We start from the raw sequence: 14688 nt of genomic DNA on the forward strand, positions 1-14688 counted from the left end.
CGGGGGAGGTCCCGCGCGGCGCGGGTGCCGGGCCGCGGGCGGCGGGCCCTGGGCGGCGGGCTCGCGAGGGGGAGCCGCCGGGGAGGGTTACGCCGCCTGCTCCGCGGCGGCCATGCGGCGGCGCAGGCTCGCGGGGCGCATGTCCGTCCACACCGTGTCGATGTGGGCGAGGCACTCCTCGCGGGTGCCGGTGGTGCCCTCGGCGCGCCAGCCCGCGGGCAGGTCTCGGTCGAGCCACCAGATCGAGTACTGCTCTTCGTCGTTGAGCACGACGCGGTGGGTCGCGGCGGTCTGCTGCTCGGTCACTGCGGTCTCCTGATGAGGGATCGATGGCATTGCGCACCCACTGCTCCAGTGAGGCAGGGGCCAGTCTGCGGAGCGCCGCCATACGTGACCTATACGGACGCGGCCGGGCCCCGCGTAGGCGGTCCGGCCGTACGCGCGAGGGACGGGCGCGGGCCGCCGGGCCGCACGCGAGAGGGCGGGGACGGCCTCGTGCAGAGGCCGCCCCCGCCCTGGGGCCGAGCGGGTGCGCGGGGCGTCCCGAGGGCCGCCCGTACAGCTCGGACCGTCACCTCACCTGTCGTCGCACCCGCCGTCGCACCCGCCGTCTCAGTCGGTCATCGCGACGAGCACCCGGCGCGGCCCCGTGAAGGAGCGGCGGCCGTGCGCCACCAGGATGTTGTCGATCAGGAGCAGGTCGCCGACGTGCCAGTCGACGTCCACCGCGTTGTCCAGACCGCGGTCGCGGACCTGGATGACGTGGTCGTCCGGGATCGGGCGGCCGTCGGCGAACGTCACGGACTGCGGCAGCTCCTCCGGGGCCATGATCTGCGCCAGCGCCTTCGCGGTCTCGTCGCCGAGGGCCGCGGGGTGCCACTGGTCGGACTGGTTGAACCAGACCTCGGTGCCGGTGACCGGGTGCCGCAGCGTCGCCGGGCGGACCGTGGAGACCCGCACGCTGCCGTCCGGACGCCAGCTCCACTCGGACCCGGCCTCCTTCAGGTAGGCGTCGACCCGGTCGCGGTCGTCGGTCTCGAAGGTGTCCTGCCAGCTCTTGCCGAGGCCCTTGCCGTCGTGCAGGTTCTGCGTGTAGCGCACGCCGTCCCGGTACGCCTCGCGGACCTCGTCGTCGAGGGACTCCAGCCAGAGCTGGGCGTCGACGACGGGCGTCGCGCCGCCGGTCCGCGGCGCCACGTCGCAGTAGAACATCAGCCGGGTCGGCCAGCTCGACGCGTACGACAGCTCGTTGTGCATCGAGATGGTGAACTCCGGCGGGTACTCCGTCGAGGTGTACACGTTGGAGCCGACCTTCGTGCGCGGCGAGTTGCCGTTCACGTAGGCGAGCCGGCGCGGCAGCAGCCGGTCCATGACCGGGTCGAGCCCGTCGGCGGGGACCTGGAAGTCCCGGAAGACCAGGGCCTTGTGCTCGGTCAGGAGCGGGGCCAGGCCGTCGCCGAGGCCGTCCAGGTGGGCGACGAGGCCCTCCGGGGTGGCCGGGGCGCCGATGTCGGAGGGCCTGATCTCCAGCGGAGCCCAGGCGTTGAGCGCGTTCATGTGCGGGTTCCTTTCGGCCCGATGGGGCTGAGGGGGCCTACGAGAGTCAGGTCAGCGCGTGGTGCCGGCGGGCAGCCGGGACGCGAACTGGCCGGTCGAGAAGAAGGCGTGCGTGGTGCCGGTGGCGTACAGGGAGCCGTCGGGGCCGCCGGTGAGCGAGGTGACGGTCGCGATGGTCTCCCACTCGTTCTTCGCGGTGAACGGCGAGGCGACGCTCTCCCAGGCGCTGCCGGTCCAGCGCAGCACGCCGGTCTGCTTGGAGGGCTGGTTCTGGCCGAGGCCCGCGTACAGCGTGCCCTTCACCCAGGTCAGTTCGGAGACGCTGTGCACGGTGGGCAGGTTCACCGAGGCGCTGGTGTCCCAGGTGCCGCCGGTGCGGCGCAGCACCGTGGTGCCCGCGGCGGCCCAGACCTCGCCCGAGGGGCTCGCGGCGAGCTCGTTGACCTCCTTGGTGCCCTGGGGGAGCGCCACCTCCTTCCAGGCCGTGCCGTCGAAGTGCGTCACGTAGCCGCGGCAGGTCTTGGTGTCCTGGCCGGTGCAGGTCTGGCCGGCGGCCCAGACGTCGTTGGCGGAGAGCACCTGGAGGGCGCCGAGGCTGGTGCGGCCGTTCGTCGCCTGCGGCAGCTTGGTGATCTTCCAGGAGGTGCCGTTCCAGCGGCCGATGACACCCTGCTGCGTCGGCCGGTCCGTGCGCCACTGGGTCTCGCCGACCGCCCACACGTCGTTGGGGGCGACGGCCTTGAGCGCGTTGAACTTCACGGTCTTGTCGGCCGGGGAGCGGTCCTGCCAGGCCGTGCCGTTCCAGTGGTTGGCCATGGTCGGGGTGGCCGCCATGCCGCCGACGACCCACAGGTCCTTCGCGGAGGTGGCGGTCCACAGGTCGTCGCCGGTGGTGTCCAGGGCCTGGTTCTTCGGCGTGGGGATCTTCTTCCAGGAGGCGCCGTCACGCTGCCAGTACGTGGAGAACTCGCCGGAGCCCGGGTCGCCCTGCGGGTAGTAGCCGCCGCGCGCGAAGACGGTGCCGTCCGCCGCGGGCAGGACGGCGTCGACCCAACTGGTGCTGTCGGGGTCCGCCACCGGCTCCCAGGTGCCGGTCGCGGCCGATGCGGGGGCCATGGCGAGGCCGAGCGCCGCGCCGGCGCCGGTCAGGGCGACGGCGGCACGGCGCAGCAGGGTGCCGCCGCCCGCGCGGCGGGCGGTGAGCTTGTCGAGGGTCACTAGGTGCTCCATGGGGACGGGGCCGGTCGCGGCAGTGCGGTGACCGGCCAGGATGGGACGGACGGGCGGCGGAGGCCGCCAGGGGAGGGGTGGCGGAGGCCACCCGGGAGGGCGGCGGAACCACCCGGGAGGGGTGGCGGAACCACCCCGGGACGGGCGGCGGAGGCCGCCCTGGGACGGGCGGCGGAACCACCCGGGAGGGCGGCTGGACCGCCCATGAGGGCGGCGGAACCACCCGGGTCGGGCGGCGGGACCGCCCGGGAGAGTGGCCGCGCCGCCCGGGTCACCAGCGGCGTGGCGCGGACCGGGGCCGGTCCGCGGGAACCGTGCGGCTGTGCCGCGCGCCGATGCGGCGCGCGGCCTCGGTGAGGGCGTGGGGCGGCACGGGGGCGTCCGTGACGAGGGCGGCGAGGGCGTGCTCCGGCTCCCCGGCCCGGGCCACCCGCATGGACTCGATGTTGACGCCGGCGGCGGCGAGCCGCGTGCCGATCTCCCCGACGGCGCCGGGCCGGTCGGGGTACTCGAAGAAGGCGAGGTCGCCGTCCAGGGGCAGCTCCAGGTCGTACCCGAGGACCTCGGTGAGCCTGCGGTGCCTGCGGATCCCGGACAGGGTGCCCGCGAGCCGGACGGCGGAGCCGTCCGCGCCGACGGCCCGCAGCGCGACGGCGCTGTGGTGGCTGCCCGCGTCGGCGGCGCGGCCGAGCCGGACGGAAAGGCCGCGCTCGCGGGCGCGCAGCGGGGCGTTGACGAGGCTGACCGGATGGCCGGAGGGGCCGCTCAACACGCCCTTCAGGGCGGCCAGTTCGAGGACGTCGGCGTCCTGGTCGGCGAGGGCGCCGAGCAGCGTGACCTCCAGGTGGGACGGGAGCGAGCCCGCGAGGGCGGTCAGCGCCTCGCCGAGCCGCTCGGCGAGCCCGAGCCACGGCCGCACGGCGTCGCCGACGGCGTGGCCGTGCATGTTCACCACGTGCGGCCCGTACTCGCCGCCGAGCGCGAGCCGCACCGACTCCGCCGCGCTCGCCGCGCCGCGCCGGGCGGCCTCCGCGCTGCGGGCCGCGAGCCGGGGCGTGGCGACGACGTTCTCCAGGCCGAGGAGACCGGCGTACGCGCCGGCCGGGTCGAGGTCGAGGGCCGCGGCGGCGACACGCCCCTCCTTGAGGGCCACCCGCAGCTCGTGGGCGTCGACGACGCCCTCGTCGGCGACCGTGACCAGGCGGACGCCGGGCTTGACGCGGCGCAGCGCCTCGAAGCCGAGCAGGCCGCGGGTCTCCTCGGTCAGGGGCGCCTGCACGGTGAGGAAGTCGGCGGCGGCGAGGACCTCGTCGAGCGGGGCGAGCCGGACGCCGAGCGCGGCCGCGGCCTCGGGTGCCGCGTAGGGGTCGTAGGCGACCGGACGCATGGCGAAGGCGGTGAGCCGCTCGGCGACGAGGGAGCCGACCCGGCCGAGCCCGATGAGGCCCACCGTCTTGCCGGCCAGCTCCGCGCCGCCGAACCGGCCGCGCTGCCAGGCCCCGCCGGTGAGCGAGGCGTGGGCCTGCGGGATGTTGCGGGCCACCGCGACGAGCATGCCGACGACGAGTTCGGCGGTACTCAGGCCCTCGGCGTCCGGGGCGGCCGTGACCTGCACGCCCCGCCGGGTCGCCGCGGCCACGTCGACGGCGCCGAGCCCGGCGCCCGCCCGGGCGACGACCTTCAGGCGCGGCGCGGCCGCGAGGGCGTCCGCGTCCAGGGCGGGGCCGTCGCCGAGGAGCACCGCGTCCGCGCCGGCCAGCGCGGCGCGCAGCCCGTCCGGGCCGGTGTCCGCGTGGCGGACCACGGTGGGGCCGGGGCCGAACAGCGCCGCGGTGTCCTCGGGCAGACCGCCCACGAGGACGACGACGGGGGCGGGAGCCGAACCCGTGGGGCCCGCGGCCGCCGCGGGGCCCGCGGTCGGTGTGGGCCCCGCGGTCGGTGTGGTCGGTGTGGTCGCTGTGGGTTCGGCCATGAGGCTGTTCTGGGGCATCGCACGCTCCGTACGAGTAGACAGCGGCTGCGGGCCGCCCCCGGTGCCCGGTCCGTGGCCGGACGCCGGGGGCGGCGCAAGTGTCGAAGCGGCCGCCATATCCGGCCTATACGCACCGCCGCGCCACGGCGGCGGTGCGGTGCGGTACCCGGTGCCGTCAGGCGCAGTCGCGCACCGGGTTGTCGCGGGTCATGACGCACGCGATGCGCTCGCCCTTGGCCTCGCCGTACGTCCGCTTGAGCTCCTTGCGGAAGTCGGACCACTGGCGGCGGGTGTCGGCGATCGCGCCGTCGACCGCGCGGCGGAAGTTGTCGCCCACCTTGCCGCGCGCCGTCCCCGGCTGGGTCGCGGCGCCGGTCGCCGGGTCGATGAGGCCGTTGTCCTTGTTCACGTCGCTGTGCTCGATGCGCTGCGAGCAGCCGAAGAGGACGGTGTAGCAGCCGGTGGTGAGGTCCTTGGGCACCGAGGCGTCGGCCAGGCCCGTCGCCGTCAGGTCGAGGAACGGCGCGGGCCGCGACTGGCCGAGGCCGGGCGGGTTGTCCTTGGCCAGGGGGCGGGCGGTGTCGTGCTGGTCCGCCCAGTTGCTGTGCGAGTAGAAGTCCTGCACGCCGTGCAGGGCGCGGCCGAACCCCTCGACGGCGTCGCACTTCGCGCGCCCGGACACGCCGAGGAAGAACGTGCAGTCCTTGCCCAGGTCGGCGCCGTCCGGCGACACCGCCCCCTTGGAGTCGAGGGTCCGCCCGGCCGCCGACACCCCTTCGTCGAACCGCTTCTGCAGGTGCGTGACGCACTCCCGCAGCTTGGTGGTGGCCTGCTCCCGGCTGCGCGGGTAGCCGGGCTTGTCGAGGAAGTCGGCGTCGTCGCAGTGCGCGGCGGTCGTGAAGGTCTCGTCCGAGTCCGGCGACCCGACCGCCCCGAACGTGCCCTCGTGGCCCGCGACCTGGTCCAGGGAGCGCGGCTCGAAACAGCCGCCGTCCGAGGCGACGCCCGGCGCGCAGGCGAGGGCGGCCCGGGTGATGCGCTCGTGCTCACCGTGCTGACCGAACTTGTTGACCGTGCCGAAGGCGGCGGCGGGCTGCGCCTGCGCCGTCAGGAGCGCCGGCGCCATGACGACACAGGCACCGAGCGGAAGAGCGGCACGTCGGATACGGGACTTCGTGTTCACCATGCTGTCGCTTCACTAGGGGGGTGGGTGTGCTGAGTGGGACAGCGTCCGACGGGGGTCTATATGCGGGCGATATTCGGGGAAGGCCGTGGGGGAGCGCCCCGAAGGGGCCCGGGGAACTGCGCGCCCGGCCACGGACAACGGCCACTCCTGACACCACATCAGGGGGTCCGCTCGACGAGACGAAGGCCGCCCGGACTGATCACCACCGAAGGCTCCCTCGACGACTTGCCCAGGAGGTGTTCCGGCCTTCGCATCCGTACAGGCACCCCTCACCCAGCAGCGCCTGAAAGGCGGCTGCGCCCCACTCGGCCCCCCGGCGCGCCGCCGAGGACATCACAGCCCCGGTGGCCGACGCGGACCGCGGCGCGACCCCTGCCGCACGCGGTGCGCACGCGCTCGCAAACGCCCGCGCAGCCTGTGTGAACCATCAATCAAATAGGTGACGATTCAACCTAAGTGTTACGACAGACTCCCTTGACAGCCTGCGTGGTGCTTCGCCAGGTTTGAGCCGCGCCGGACGGCCCGGAATTCCCGGGTCCCGGCGCCCGAGCGCGCACGCGGCCCGCCCTGACCGGCGAAGCCGTGGAGGGACGGGGCGTGAGCCCCGGGGAGAGACAGGGCGAAATCGGCCCTGGACGTGACAGGACGCCCAGCACCTCGAGAGCACAGGACGCGCACCGCGCGTCGGGGGGAAGAGGAGCGATCGCCCATGCGATCCATGAGCACGCGTTCCACCGGCACACGATCCGGCAGCCCGCGATCCACCAGGCACCACCCCACCAGTGGGCCGCCCGCCGCCACCGACAACGCGCCACACGGCTTACGGGCCCGCCCTGCGGCGGGCGTGCCCCTCGGGGGCGTCGCCGAAGGGCGGGCGAGCTGACGTGGACATCGAGATCCACCGGCCCCAGGAGCTGACCACCACGCTCCGCCGGGCCTGGCACCGCACGATGGACGAGTCACCCGACTACGCCAACCCGTTCCTGGCCCCGGAGTTCGCGGCCGGCGTCGGCAGGCACCACGGCTCCGGGGCCCGGGTCGCCGTCCTCTTCGAGCACCGCGAACCCGTCGGGTTCTTCCCGTACGAGCGCACCCCCCTCGGCGTCGGCCGGGCCATCGGCCTCGGCCTGTCCGACTGCCAGGGCCTGGTGCACCGCCCCGGACTGACCTGGGACACCCAGGAACTCCTGCGCGCCTGCCGCCTGAACACCTTCGAGTTCGACCACCTCGTCGAGGAGCAGAAGCCGTTCTCCCGGTACGTCACGGGCACGTTCGACTCGCCGGTGATCGACCTCAAGGACGACGAGGACCGCGGCGCGTACCCGGACTGGCTGCGGGCCACGTACCCCGGTCTGGCCAAGACGACGCTGAAGAAGGAGCGCCGCCTCGCACGCGACCTGGGGGAGATGCGGTTCGTCTTCGACGAGCGCGACCCGGAGGCGCTGCGCCTGCTGATGCGGTGGAAGTCCGCGCAGTACCGCAGGACGGGCCGGATGGACCGGTTCGCGCGCGGGTGGATCGTCGACCTCGTACGGGACTTCTTCGACACCCGCGAGGAGTACTTCACCGGCGTGCTGTCCGTGGTGTACGCGGGGGACCGGCCGGTGGCCGCGCACTTCGGACCGCGCTCGCGGACGGTGTTCGCCGCCTGGTTCACGGCGTACGACCCCGAGCTGCGCTACTACTCGCCCGGCCTGATCATGCACCTGCGGATGGCCGAGGCGGCGGGCCGGGACGGCGTACGGCTCCTGGACCTGGGGCGCGGCGACAAGGAGTACAAGGACTGGCTCAAGACCCGCGAACTGCGCGTCGGTGAGGGCTTCGCGACCCGGCCGCACCCGGTGGCGACGGCCCACCGCCTGTGGCGCAGGCCGGTGCGGGGGCTGCGGAACACCGTCCTCGCCCACCCCCGGCTGCGGGAGCCCGCCGACCGCCTCCTGAAGACGGCCGGGGCGCTGCGCACCCGCGCCACCACACGGACCGCGCAGCCCGCACGGACCACACGCACCGCGCAGCCCGCACGGCCGAACCCCCTCCCGCCGCCGAAGCCCGGCTCCCCGCGACCGAAGAGGTGACGATGACGTACGGCGCACGGCTGGCCGCGACGATGACCCGGCGGCTCGGACGCGAATGCGTCTACACACCCTCGGCGCGCCTGGCGCTCTACCTGGCGCTGCGGCGCTGGTGCGGGCCGGGCGCGCGGGTGCTGATGTCGCCGGTGAACGACGACGTGATCCTCTTCGTGGTCCTCGCGGCGGGCCTGCGCCCGGTCCAGGCCCCCGTGTCGCCCTGGACCGGCAACATCGACCCCGCGGCCGTTCCCGAGTCCACCTGGCGCTCGGTCGACGCGGTCCTGACCACGAACCTGTACGGGATGCCGGACCGCATGCCCGAACTGCGGGAGCGCTGCGCGGAGCTGGGCATCCCGCTGTTCGAGGACGCCGCGCACGCCATCGGCACGCACGTGGCCGGGCAGCCGATCGGGACGTTCGGGAAGGCGGCGGCGTACAGCCTGTCCAAGCACGTGGCGGGGATGGCGGGCGGCTTCCTCGCCGTCGAGGACGCGCGGGCCCGCCGCGAGCTGGAGCTGCTGCGCGACGACCTCCTGGTGCCGGGGCGCCTGCGCGAGGACGTGGCGACGACGCTGCGCCCGCTGGCGCGCTCGGCGGTCCGCGGTCTGCACCTGGTCCGGCCGGTGTGGCGCACGCTGCAGCGCCTCGGGCTGCTGGAGCGGGACGGCTATCGCATGCCGCTGCACGCGCCGCGCCTGGCCGAGAGCGCCCGCGAGGCGCCGAGCCTGCCGGCGTACGACCCGTGGGTCCGGGTCGACCTGCACGGCTACCGGGAGCGGCACGGGGCGCTGGTGCGCGGCCAGTTGGCGGTGCGCATGGCGGGCCTGGACGCCGACCTCACGCGCCGCCGCGTCGGCGTCTCGCTCCTGTCCCGCACCGCCTGGGCGTCCCCGGAGCTTCAGGCCACCGGGGACACGCCGCCGCCCCTGTTCCGCGTGCCGCTCCTGGTGGAGAACCGCGACACCCTGGTGGACCGCCTCATCACCCACGGCCTGGTCTGCGGCTACCTCTACGACCCGCCCCTGGACGACTACGCGGGCCCCGACTTCGTCGACCCGTCCCCCGACCCCACGGCGGCCCGCTGGTTCGCCGGCCATGTCCTGCCGGTGGATCCGCTGGTGGCGCGGGAGGCCCTTCGGGCGCTGGGGCGGGAGGGGGCGAGGTGTCCTGAGTTGATACCGGAGCCAGTCTCGGTGCGTTCCAACGGTGAGGTGGTGAGGGACGGGAACGCTGGGACGTACGACGTGTGATGCTCGATTCCGCAGCCGCGACGTGGTGAGGACGCCGGGCACCACCGGGTCAGGGCGCCCCGTCGGCCGGTATCGCGGCCGTGTCCCCGTCACGAAGCCGCTCGGCCGCGCCGCGCAGCACGGCGACGCGGGTGCCCGGGCTGATGCCGACGCCGAAGTGGACTCCTGCCTGCCCCAAGAGATCCCGCAGGACGTCCATGGCCCGCTGTTGCGCGCCGGGTTCTCCCGCGATGGTGGCCAGAGCGTCTTGGAACTCCGGGACCTTGGCGGCAGCGGCGAACCATGCCTCGAGCGTCTCCCATTCCTTGCTGGGCCGCTCGGGACGCTTCGCGATCCAGCGGGCCATCTCACGCGGCTCGGACCAGTCCGGTGACTCCTGGTGGCAGGGACGGCAGAGCAGCAGCAAGTTGTCGACGGTGTCCGCGCCGCCGAGGCTCCTGGGCACGATGTGGGCCCGGTCCAGCGTCGCCCGCTGCCAGCGGGCCCGGGGAGTGGGCTTGTCCCAGTGCTCGGAGAACCAACCGCAGGCGAAACAACACGGGTGGTCGAGGCCGTACAGGTGCGGTGCGAACTCGTCGCGCTGCTTACTCCGTGCCCAGAACTGGGCTATCTCCCGTTTGCTCGGAACGGCCATGCTGCCTCTCCTCGTGCGCAGGGCGAGAAGGGGCAGCATGGCACGGGCCACTGACACCGGGAGCCGGGCCCCAGGGCGGGGTCCGCTCCTCGCGCGTCAGGAGCGGGAGTGGGTGGAGAGGAGTTCGAACGGGGACGGGTCGGCGGTGGCGAGCTTGCGGAGTTCGGCGACCGGGCCCTGGAAGCCCTCGCCGGCCAGGGCCGCGCGGTGGGCCTCGGGGTCGGTCCACTCGGCGATCTCCACGAAGGTCCGTTCGTCGCGTGCCGATCGGTACAGGCGGTGGGCGGCGAAGCCGGGCTGCTCCCTCATGTACGCGGACAGCATCCCGAGCAGGCGGCGGAACTCCTCGACGTCGCCGGTGACGGTGTAACGGTTGATGAAGTGGTGCATGGGCGGGCTCCAGGAAGGGGAAGTGTCCGGGTCAGGACTTGGCGGCGGGAAGCGTCAGGAGGTGCTGTTCTCGCAGGTCTCGGCGTTGGACCTTGCCGGTGGCGGAGCGGGCGATGCCGTCGATGAGGGCGACGTGGTGCAGCCGCTCGTAGTACGGGACCTTCGCGTTGACGAAGTCGATGACGGACTGCGGCGTGCACTCGGGACCGGCCGGGACCACCAGCGCGTGGGCGACGGCCCCGCTGAGTTCGTGGGGCACGTCGACCACGACGCAGTCGCGGACCGCGGGGTGGCGCAGCAGGACGCGCTCAATCTCCGTCGGCGACACCAGCCAGTTGTCGCACTTGAAGGCGTCCTTGATGCGGTCAACGACGTACAGGCTGCCGTCCGTGTCCGTCCAGCCGATGTCGCCGGTGGAGAACCAGCCGTCGGCGTCGACGTCCCGGGACAGGTCGCGGCCGAGGTAGCCGAGCATGAGCTGCGGCCCGCGGACCTGGATCTCGCCCCGCTCCTTGACGGGCAGCGTCGCCCGGGTCTCCACGTCGACGACGCGGCTCTCGGCGCCGGGCACGAGGACGCCCGAGGAGCCGAGGCGGGGGCGGTCCAGGTCGGACAGGTGCGTCGTCGGCGAGGTCTCGGCGAGCCCGTACCCCTGGACGACCGGGATGCCGAAGTGCTGGCTCAGGACGCGCGCGGCGTCGGGGGACAGCGCCGAGCCGCCGGAGAGCACGGCGCGCAGCGCTGGTGCCTCGAGGTCGTGCAGCCGGGGGTCGGCGGCCAGTTTGGCCAGCCGCATCGGGAGGCTGTAGTAGTGCGTCGCGCGGAAGGCGTCCGCGGCGGTCACGGCCTCCGCGACGTCCGCGCCGGGCCACAGGACGTGGGTGGCGGCGGCGGTGGCGGCCACGGTGACGTGCATCAGGTGCAGCGTCGGCAGGTGGTTGAAGAGAATCGAGGTCTCGTCGACCTGGTGCATGTGAGCGGTCTGCGCGGCGTTCACCGTGAGGTTGCGGTGGCTGAGCCGTACCGCTTTCGGGGCGCCGGTGGTGCCGCTGGTGAACTGCAGGCACGCGACGGCTTCGGCGTCCTGGTCCGACGGCTCGGTGAACGCAGGCGCACGCGCGACCAGTTCGGCGAGCGTGGGCACCTGTGCGGCCTCGGTGGGCAGGTCTGGGCCGCGGTGCGTCAGGACGACGTGCTCCAGCCCTTCGAGGCGGTCGCGGACGGCGGCGAGTACGGGATACATGCTGGGGCTGACGATCGCGATCCGTGCGCCGCAGGTGCGCAGCACGTGCGTGATGCGCTCCTCGGGCAGGAGCGGGTTGACCAGGGCGCTGGTGGCGCCCGCCCGGGAGATGCCGAAGAACGCCTGCGGGAAAACCGGGTCGAGTACGGCGGCCAGGGCGACGACCGTGCCGGGGACACCGTCGGTCAGCTCGCGCAGGGCGGCGGCGACGGCGTCCGTCGCCGTGTCCAGCTCCGCGTAGGTGAGGTCACCGGTGGGGGAGCGGAGAGCCGGGTGGGTGGGACGGTGGGACGCCGCCCGGCGCAGGATGTGGTCCACGCGCGGGCCGGTGAGCAGGTGGGCGAGGGTGTCCAGCGGAGGGCCCGCCATCTCGGAACTCGGCGCCGGGGCGCTGCCGGTGTGATCTGAGGTCGCCATGGGCCGCATCGTGCGCCTGCGGCTTCGAAGGAGGTTCGTGGCGAGGTCCAGTGGGCCGCCCTCCAACGAGGTTCCGATCAGCGTCCAAGGGGTGCGGGGACAGTGCGGTGGATGTCGGCTGATTGGAGGGGTGATGAGCGCTGGTAGCAGCGGTGGTGTCGAGGTGCTGGTCGCGGGGGCCGGGCCCGTGGGCCTGACCGCCGCGTACGAGCTGGTCCGCAGGGGGATCACCGTACGGGTCGTGGACCGGGCCGCGGGCCCCGCGGTGACGAGCCGGGCGACGGCGACGCACGCCCGCACCCTGGAGGTCTACCACCAGATGGGCATCCTGCCCGACCTGCTCGCCCGCGGGCAGAAGTGCGACCACTTCACCATGCACCGTCGGGGCCGCCGCCTGACCAGCCTCGGTACCGACTACTCGGAGCTGCCGACCCGCTTCCCCTTCACCCTCCAGGTCGACCAGGTCATCACGGAGGAGGTGCTGCGCACCCGGCTCGGTGAGCTCGGCGTCGACGTGGAGTGGGGCGTCGAACTGGAGAGTCTGGTCGACGACCGCGGCGGTGTGACGGCACGGCTGCGGCACGTGGACGCCGGTACGACGGAGGAGTTCACCTCCGGCTGGCTGATCGGCGCCGACGGCGCACACAGTCGCGTCCGAAAGCAGCTCGGCATCGACCTGCTCGGCGAGTCCTCGGAGAAGTGGATGGTGGCCGACGCGTACGTCGACGTCGACCTGCCCCGTGACAGTCTCCACTGGATGCACCTGTCGCACGGCACCATCCTCATGGTGCCGTTCCCGGAGGAGGGCAAGTGGCGCCTCCTCGACACCGACGACGTCACCGACGGCGACCGGCCGGAGGTGGTGCGCGCCCGGTTCGAGGCCAAGATGTCCGAGGGGCTCGGCCGGACGGTCACGGTGAAGGAGCTGACCTGGGTGTCGGTGTTCACCATCCGCCAGCGGATGGTGGAGACGATGCGCTCCGGACACTGCTTCCTCGCCGGTGACGCCGCCCATGTGCACAGCCCGGCCTCCGGCCAGGGCCTCAACACCGGCATCCAGGACGGCTACAACCTGGCGTGGAAGCTGGCATCCGTCATCAAGGGGCAGGCGGACGGTGGCCTCCTGGAGAGCTACAGCGCCGAGCGCGTGCCGATCGGCGAGATCCTGCTCGGCTCCACCAAGACCGCGACCCGGCTGATCGCACTGCGCAACGCCGCCGCGCCGGTGCTGCTGCCGGTCGGCCTGGGCCTGCTCAACGTGCTCAAGCCGCTCAAGCACAAGGTGGAGCGCAAGATCCTGCGTGGCATGTCCGGCCTCGCCCTGCACTACCGCACGAGCCCGCTCACCATCGGCTCCCCCTCCGCGCAGGCCGATACGTCCGCTCTGGCCATCCGGCCCGGCGACCGGGTGTCCTGCTCGGCCGAGGAACTGGAGCACAGCCCCGGCTGGCAGGCGGTGTGTGACGAACTCACCGACGTCCGCTGGACGTTGCTGGTGTTCGTCGGGACCGGTGACGTACCGGCGGGCGTGGGGCGGGCGCACGAGGAGTACGGGGACGCGCTGAGCGTCCGCGTCGTCCGCGAGACGCGGGCCCCGGGCACGGAGGAACGCGAGGGTACGGACGGCGGACCCGGCGTGCTGCTCGATCCGGGCAACCGGGTGCGGCGCGCCTTCGCCGGGGAACCGGGCTACGCGCTCGTCCGTCCGGACGGCTACCTCGCCGCCCTGGGGTCGCTCGGCGACGGCGAGGGCCTGGACGCCCTGCTGCGCCGGGTCCACCTGCTGCCCGCCCGCCGCGCCGCGTCCCGGCCCGAGAGCGCCGAGTAGAGCCCGTCACCGTCAAGCAGAAGAGAGAGAACGGCACGTCATGCGGATCATCGATCTGTCCACCCCCGTCGACGCGACGGTGTGGGAGCCCAACCCCGTGGAGCACGACGTCATGTCCCCCGCCGAGGGTGGTCGTCATATGGCTGAGGGCATGAAGGAGCGCTACGGGCTCGACTTCGACCCGGACGACCTGCCGGAGGGCGAACTGCTCTCGCTCGACACGTTCAAGCTCACCACGCACACCGGCACCCACGTGGACGCGCCGTCCCACTACGGCACGCGCGCCGCGTACGGAACCCCTCGTCACATCGACACCATGCCTCTCGACTGGTTCGTCCGGCCCGGCCTCGTGCTCGACCTCACCGACCAGCCCGTCGGCGCGGTCGGCGCGGACGTGCTGCGCCGGGAGTTCGACCGGATCGGCCGGGAACCGGAGCCGATGGACATCGTGATGCTGAACACGGGCGCCGACCGGATCGCCGGCACGCCCAAGTACTTCACGGACTTCACCGGCCTGGACGCCTCGGCCACGCACCTGCTGCTCGACCACGGCGTGAAGGTGATCGGCACCGACGCGTTCAGCCTGGACGCGCCCTTCACGTACATGATCGAGAAGTACCGGGAGTCCCGGGACCGCGGTGTGCTGTGGCCCGCGCACTTCGTGGGCCGGGAGCGCGAGTACTGCCAGATCGAGCGGCTCGCGAACCTGGACGCGCTGCCGGGCCCCAGTGGGTTCATGGTGTCGTGTCCGCCGGTGAAGCTGGTCGGCGCGGGTGCGGGATGGGCGCGTGCCGTCGCCTTCGTACCGGACGGCGACGACGGTGACGGAAGCGGAGCAGGGCTCCCCGGCTGAGGCCGGTGAGCCGTACGCACGCGCCGCGGGCGGCACGCCACCAAGGCGTGCCGCCC

Annotated in this window: 12 protein-coding genes; 4 read left to right on the plus strand and 8 right to left on the minus strand. The window is 73.6% G+C overall.

Annotation, left to right across the window (positions count from 1 at the left end):
* Window positions 1–87: 87 nt before the first annotated feature.
* The 5 genes from IE330_RS34135 to IE330_RS34155 form a co-directional block, all read right to left on the minus strand.
* The gene (locus tag IE330_RS34135; protein ID WP_190140056.1) at window positions 88–336 is read right to left on the minus strand and encodes an MbtH family protein; all 249 of its coding nucleotides are present in this window, start codon (window positions 334–336) and stop codon (window positions 88–90) included.
* 276 nt (window positions 337–612) lie between these two features.
* Window positions 613–1557 carry a TauD/TfdA family dioxygenase gene (locus tag IE330_RS34140; protein ID WP_190140057.1) on the minus strand — a complete coding sequence of 315 codons (945 nt, stop codon included), beginning with the start codon at window positions 1555–1557 and terminating at the stop codon, window positions 613–615.
* Window positions 1558–1608: 51 nt separating this feature from the next.
* Window positions 1609–2775: a hypothetical protein gene (locus IE330_RS34145; protein WP_190140058.1), complete on the minus strand. Its 1167-nt coding sequence runs from the start codon at window positions 2773–2775 to the stop codon at window positions 1609–1611.
* Between the two features lie 283 nt (window positions 2776–3058).
* Window positions 3059–4777 (minus strand): NAD(P)-dependent oxidoreductase, encoded by a 1719-nt coding sequence (locus IE330_RS34150; protein WP_190140059.1) that lies wholly within the window; start codon window positions 4775–4777, stop codon window positions 3059–3061.
* Window positions 4778–4934: 157 nt separating this feature from the next.
* On the minus strand, window positions 4935–5885 hold the full coding sequence (locus IE330_RS34155; protein ID WP_229926121.1) for a CinY protein: 951 nt from the start codon (window positions 5883–5885) through the stop codon (window positions 4935–4937).
* Between the two features lie 944 nt (window positions 5886–6829).
* Here IE330_RS34155 and IE330_RS34160 point away from each other — a divergent pair.
* Both IE330_RS34160 and IE330_RS34165 read left to right on the plus strand, forming a co-directional pair.
* Entirely contained in the window at window positions 6830–8020 is a 1191-nt protein-coding gene (locus IE330_RS34160; protein ID WP_190140061.1) for a GNAT family N-acetyltransferase, read from the plus strand.
* A gap of 2 nt (window positions 8021–8022) precedes the next feature.
* Window positions 8023–9267, plus strand: a complete 1245-nt coding sequence (locus IE330_RS34165; RefSeq protein ID WP_190140062.1) for a DegT/DnrJ/EryC1/StrS family aminotransferase — start codon at window positions 8023–8025, stop codon at window positions 9265–9267.
* A 49-nt stretch (window positions 9268–9316) separates the two neighbouring features.
* On the opposite strand, the gene IE330_RS34170 is transcribed toward IE330_RS34165, so the two are convergent.
* The 3 genes from IE330_RS34170 to IE330_RS34180 all read right to left on the minus strand — a co-directional run bounded on the left by IE330_RS34170 (window position 9317) and on the right by IE330_RS34180 (window position 11951).
* Window positions 9317–9901 carry an HNH endonuclease gene (locus IE330_RS34170; protein WP_190140063.1) on the minus strand — a complete coding sequence of 195 codons (585 nt, stop codon included), beginning with the start codon at window positions 9899–9901 and terminating at the stop codon, window positions 9317–9319.
* A 96-nt stretch (window positions 9902–9997) separates the two neighbouring features.
* Window positions 9998–10291 (minus strand): antibiotic biosynthesis monooxygenase family protein, encoded by a 294-nt coding sequence (locus IE330_RS34175; RefSeq protein ID WP_190140064.1) that lies wholly within the window; start codon window positions 10289–10291, stop codon window positions 9998–10000.
* Window positions 10292–10322: 31 nt separating this feature from the next.
* On the minus strand, window positions 10323–11951 hold the full coding sequence (locus IE330_RS34180; protein ID WP_190140065.1) for a class I adenylate-forming enzyme family protein: 1629 nt from the start codon (window positions 11949–11951) through the stop codon (window positions 10323–10325).
* A gap of 133 nt (window positions 11952–12084) precedes the next feature.
* Here IE330_RS34180 and IE330_RS34185 point away from each other — a divergent pair, with 133 nt between their 5' ends.
* Window positions 12085–13779 (plus strand): FAD-dependent oxidoreductase, encoded by a 1695-nt coding sequence (locus IE330_RS34185; protein WP_190140066.1) that lies wholly within the window; start codon window positions 12085–12087, stop codon window positions 13777–13779.
* 40 nt (window positions 13780–13819) lie between these two features.
* Window positions 13820–14632: a cyclase family protein gene (locus IE330_RS34190; protein ID WP_190140067.1), complete on the plus strand. Its 813-nt coding sequence runs from the start codon at window positions 13820–13822 to the stop codon at window positions 14630–14632.
* Window positions 14633–14688: the final 56 nt, after the last annotated feature.

The sequence above is a fragment of the Streptomyces longispororuber genome (genome assembly GCF_014656095.1).
Lineage (GTDB): Bacteria > Actinomycetota > Actinomycetes > Streptomycetales > Streptomycetaceae > Streptomyces > Streptomyces longispororuber.

Excerpts from the sequence above, each read along its gene's own strand:
- IE330_RS34135 (WP_190140056.1), bottom strand. The coding sequence starts at position 336 with ATGCCATCGATCCCTCATCAGGAGACCGCAGTGACCGAGCAGCAGACC.
- IE330_RS34140 (WP_190140057.1), bottom strand. The coding sequence starts at position 1,557 with ATGAACGCGCTCAACGCCTGGGCTCCGCTGGAGATCAGGCCCTCCGAC.
- IE330_RS34150 (WP_190140059.1), bottom strand. The coding sequence starts at position 4,777 with ATGCCCCAGAACAGCCTCATGGCCGAACCCACAGCGACCACACCGACC.
- IE330_RS34155 (WP_229926121.1), bottom strand. The coding sequence starts at position 5,885 with ATGGCGCCGGCGCTCCTGACGGCGCAGGCGCAGCCCGCCGCCGCCTTC.
- IE330_RS34165 (WP_190140062.1), top strand. The coding sequence starts at position 8,023 with ATGACGTACGGCGCACGGCTGGCCGCGACGATGACCCGGCGGCTCGGA.
- IE330_RS34170 (WP_190140063.1), bottom strand. The coding sequence starts at position 9,901 with ATGGCCGTTCCGAGCAAACGGGAGATAGCCCAGTTCTGGGCACGGAGT.
- IE330_RS34175 (WP_190140064.1), bottom strand. The coding sequence starts at position 10,291 with ATGCACCACTTCATCAACCGTTACACCGTCACCGGCGACGTCGAGGAG.
- IE330_RS34180 (WP_190140065.1), bottom strand. The coding sequence starts at position 11,951 with ATGGCGACCTCAGATCACACCGGCAGCGCCCCGGCGCCGAGTTCCGAG.
- IE330_RS34185 (WP_190140066.1), top strand. The coding sequence starts at position 12,085 with ATGAGCGCTGGTAGCAGCGGTGGTGTCGAGGTGCTGGTCGCGGGGGCC.
- IE330_RS34190 (WP_190140067.1), top strand. The coding sequence starts at position 13,820 with ATGCGGATCATCGATCTGTCCACCCCCGTCGACGCGACGGTGTGGGAG.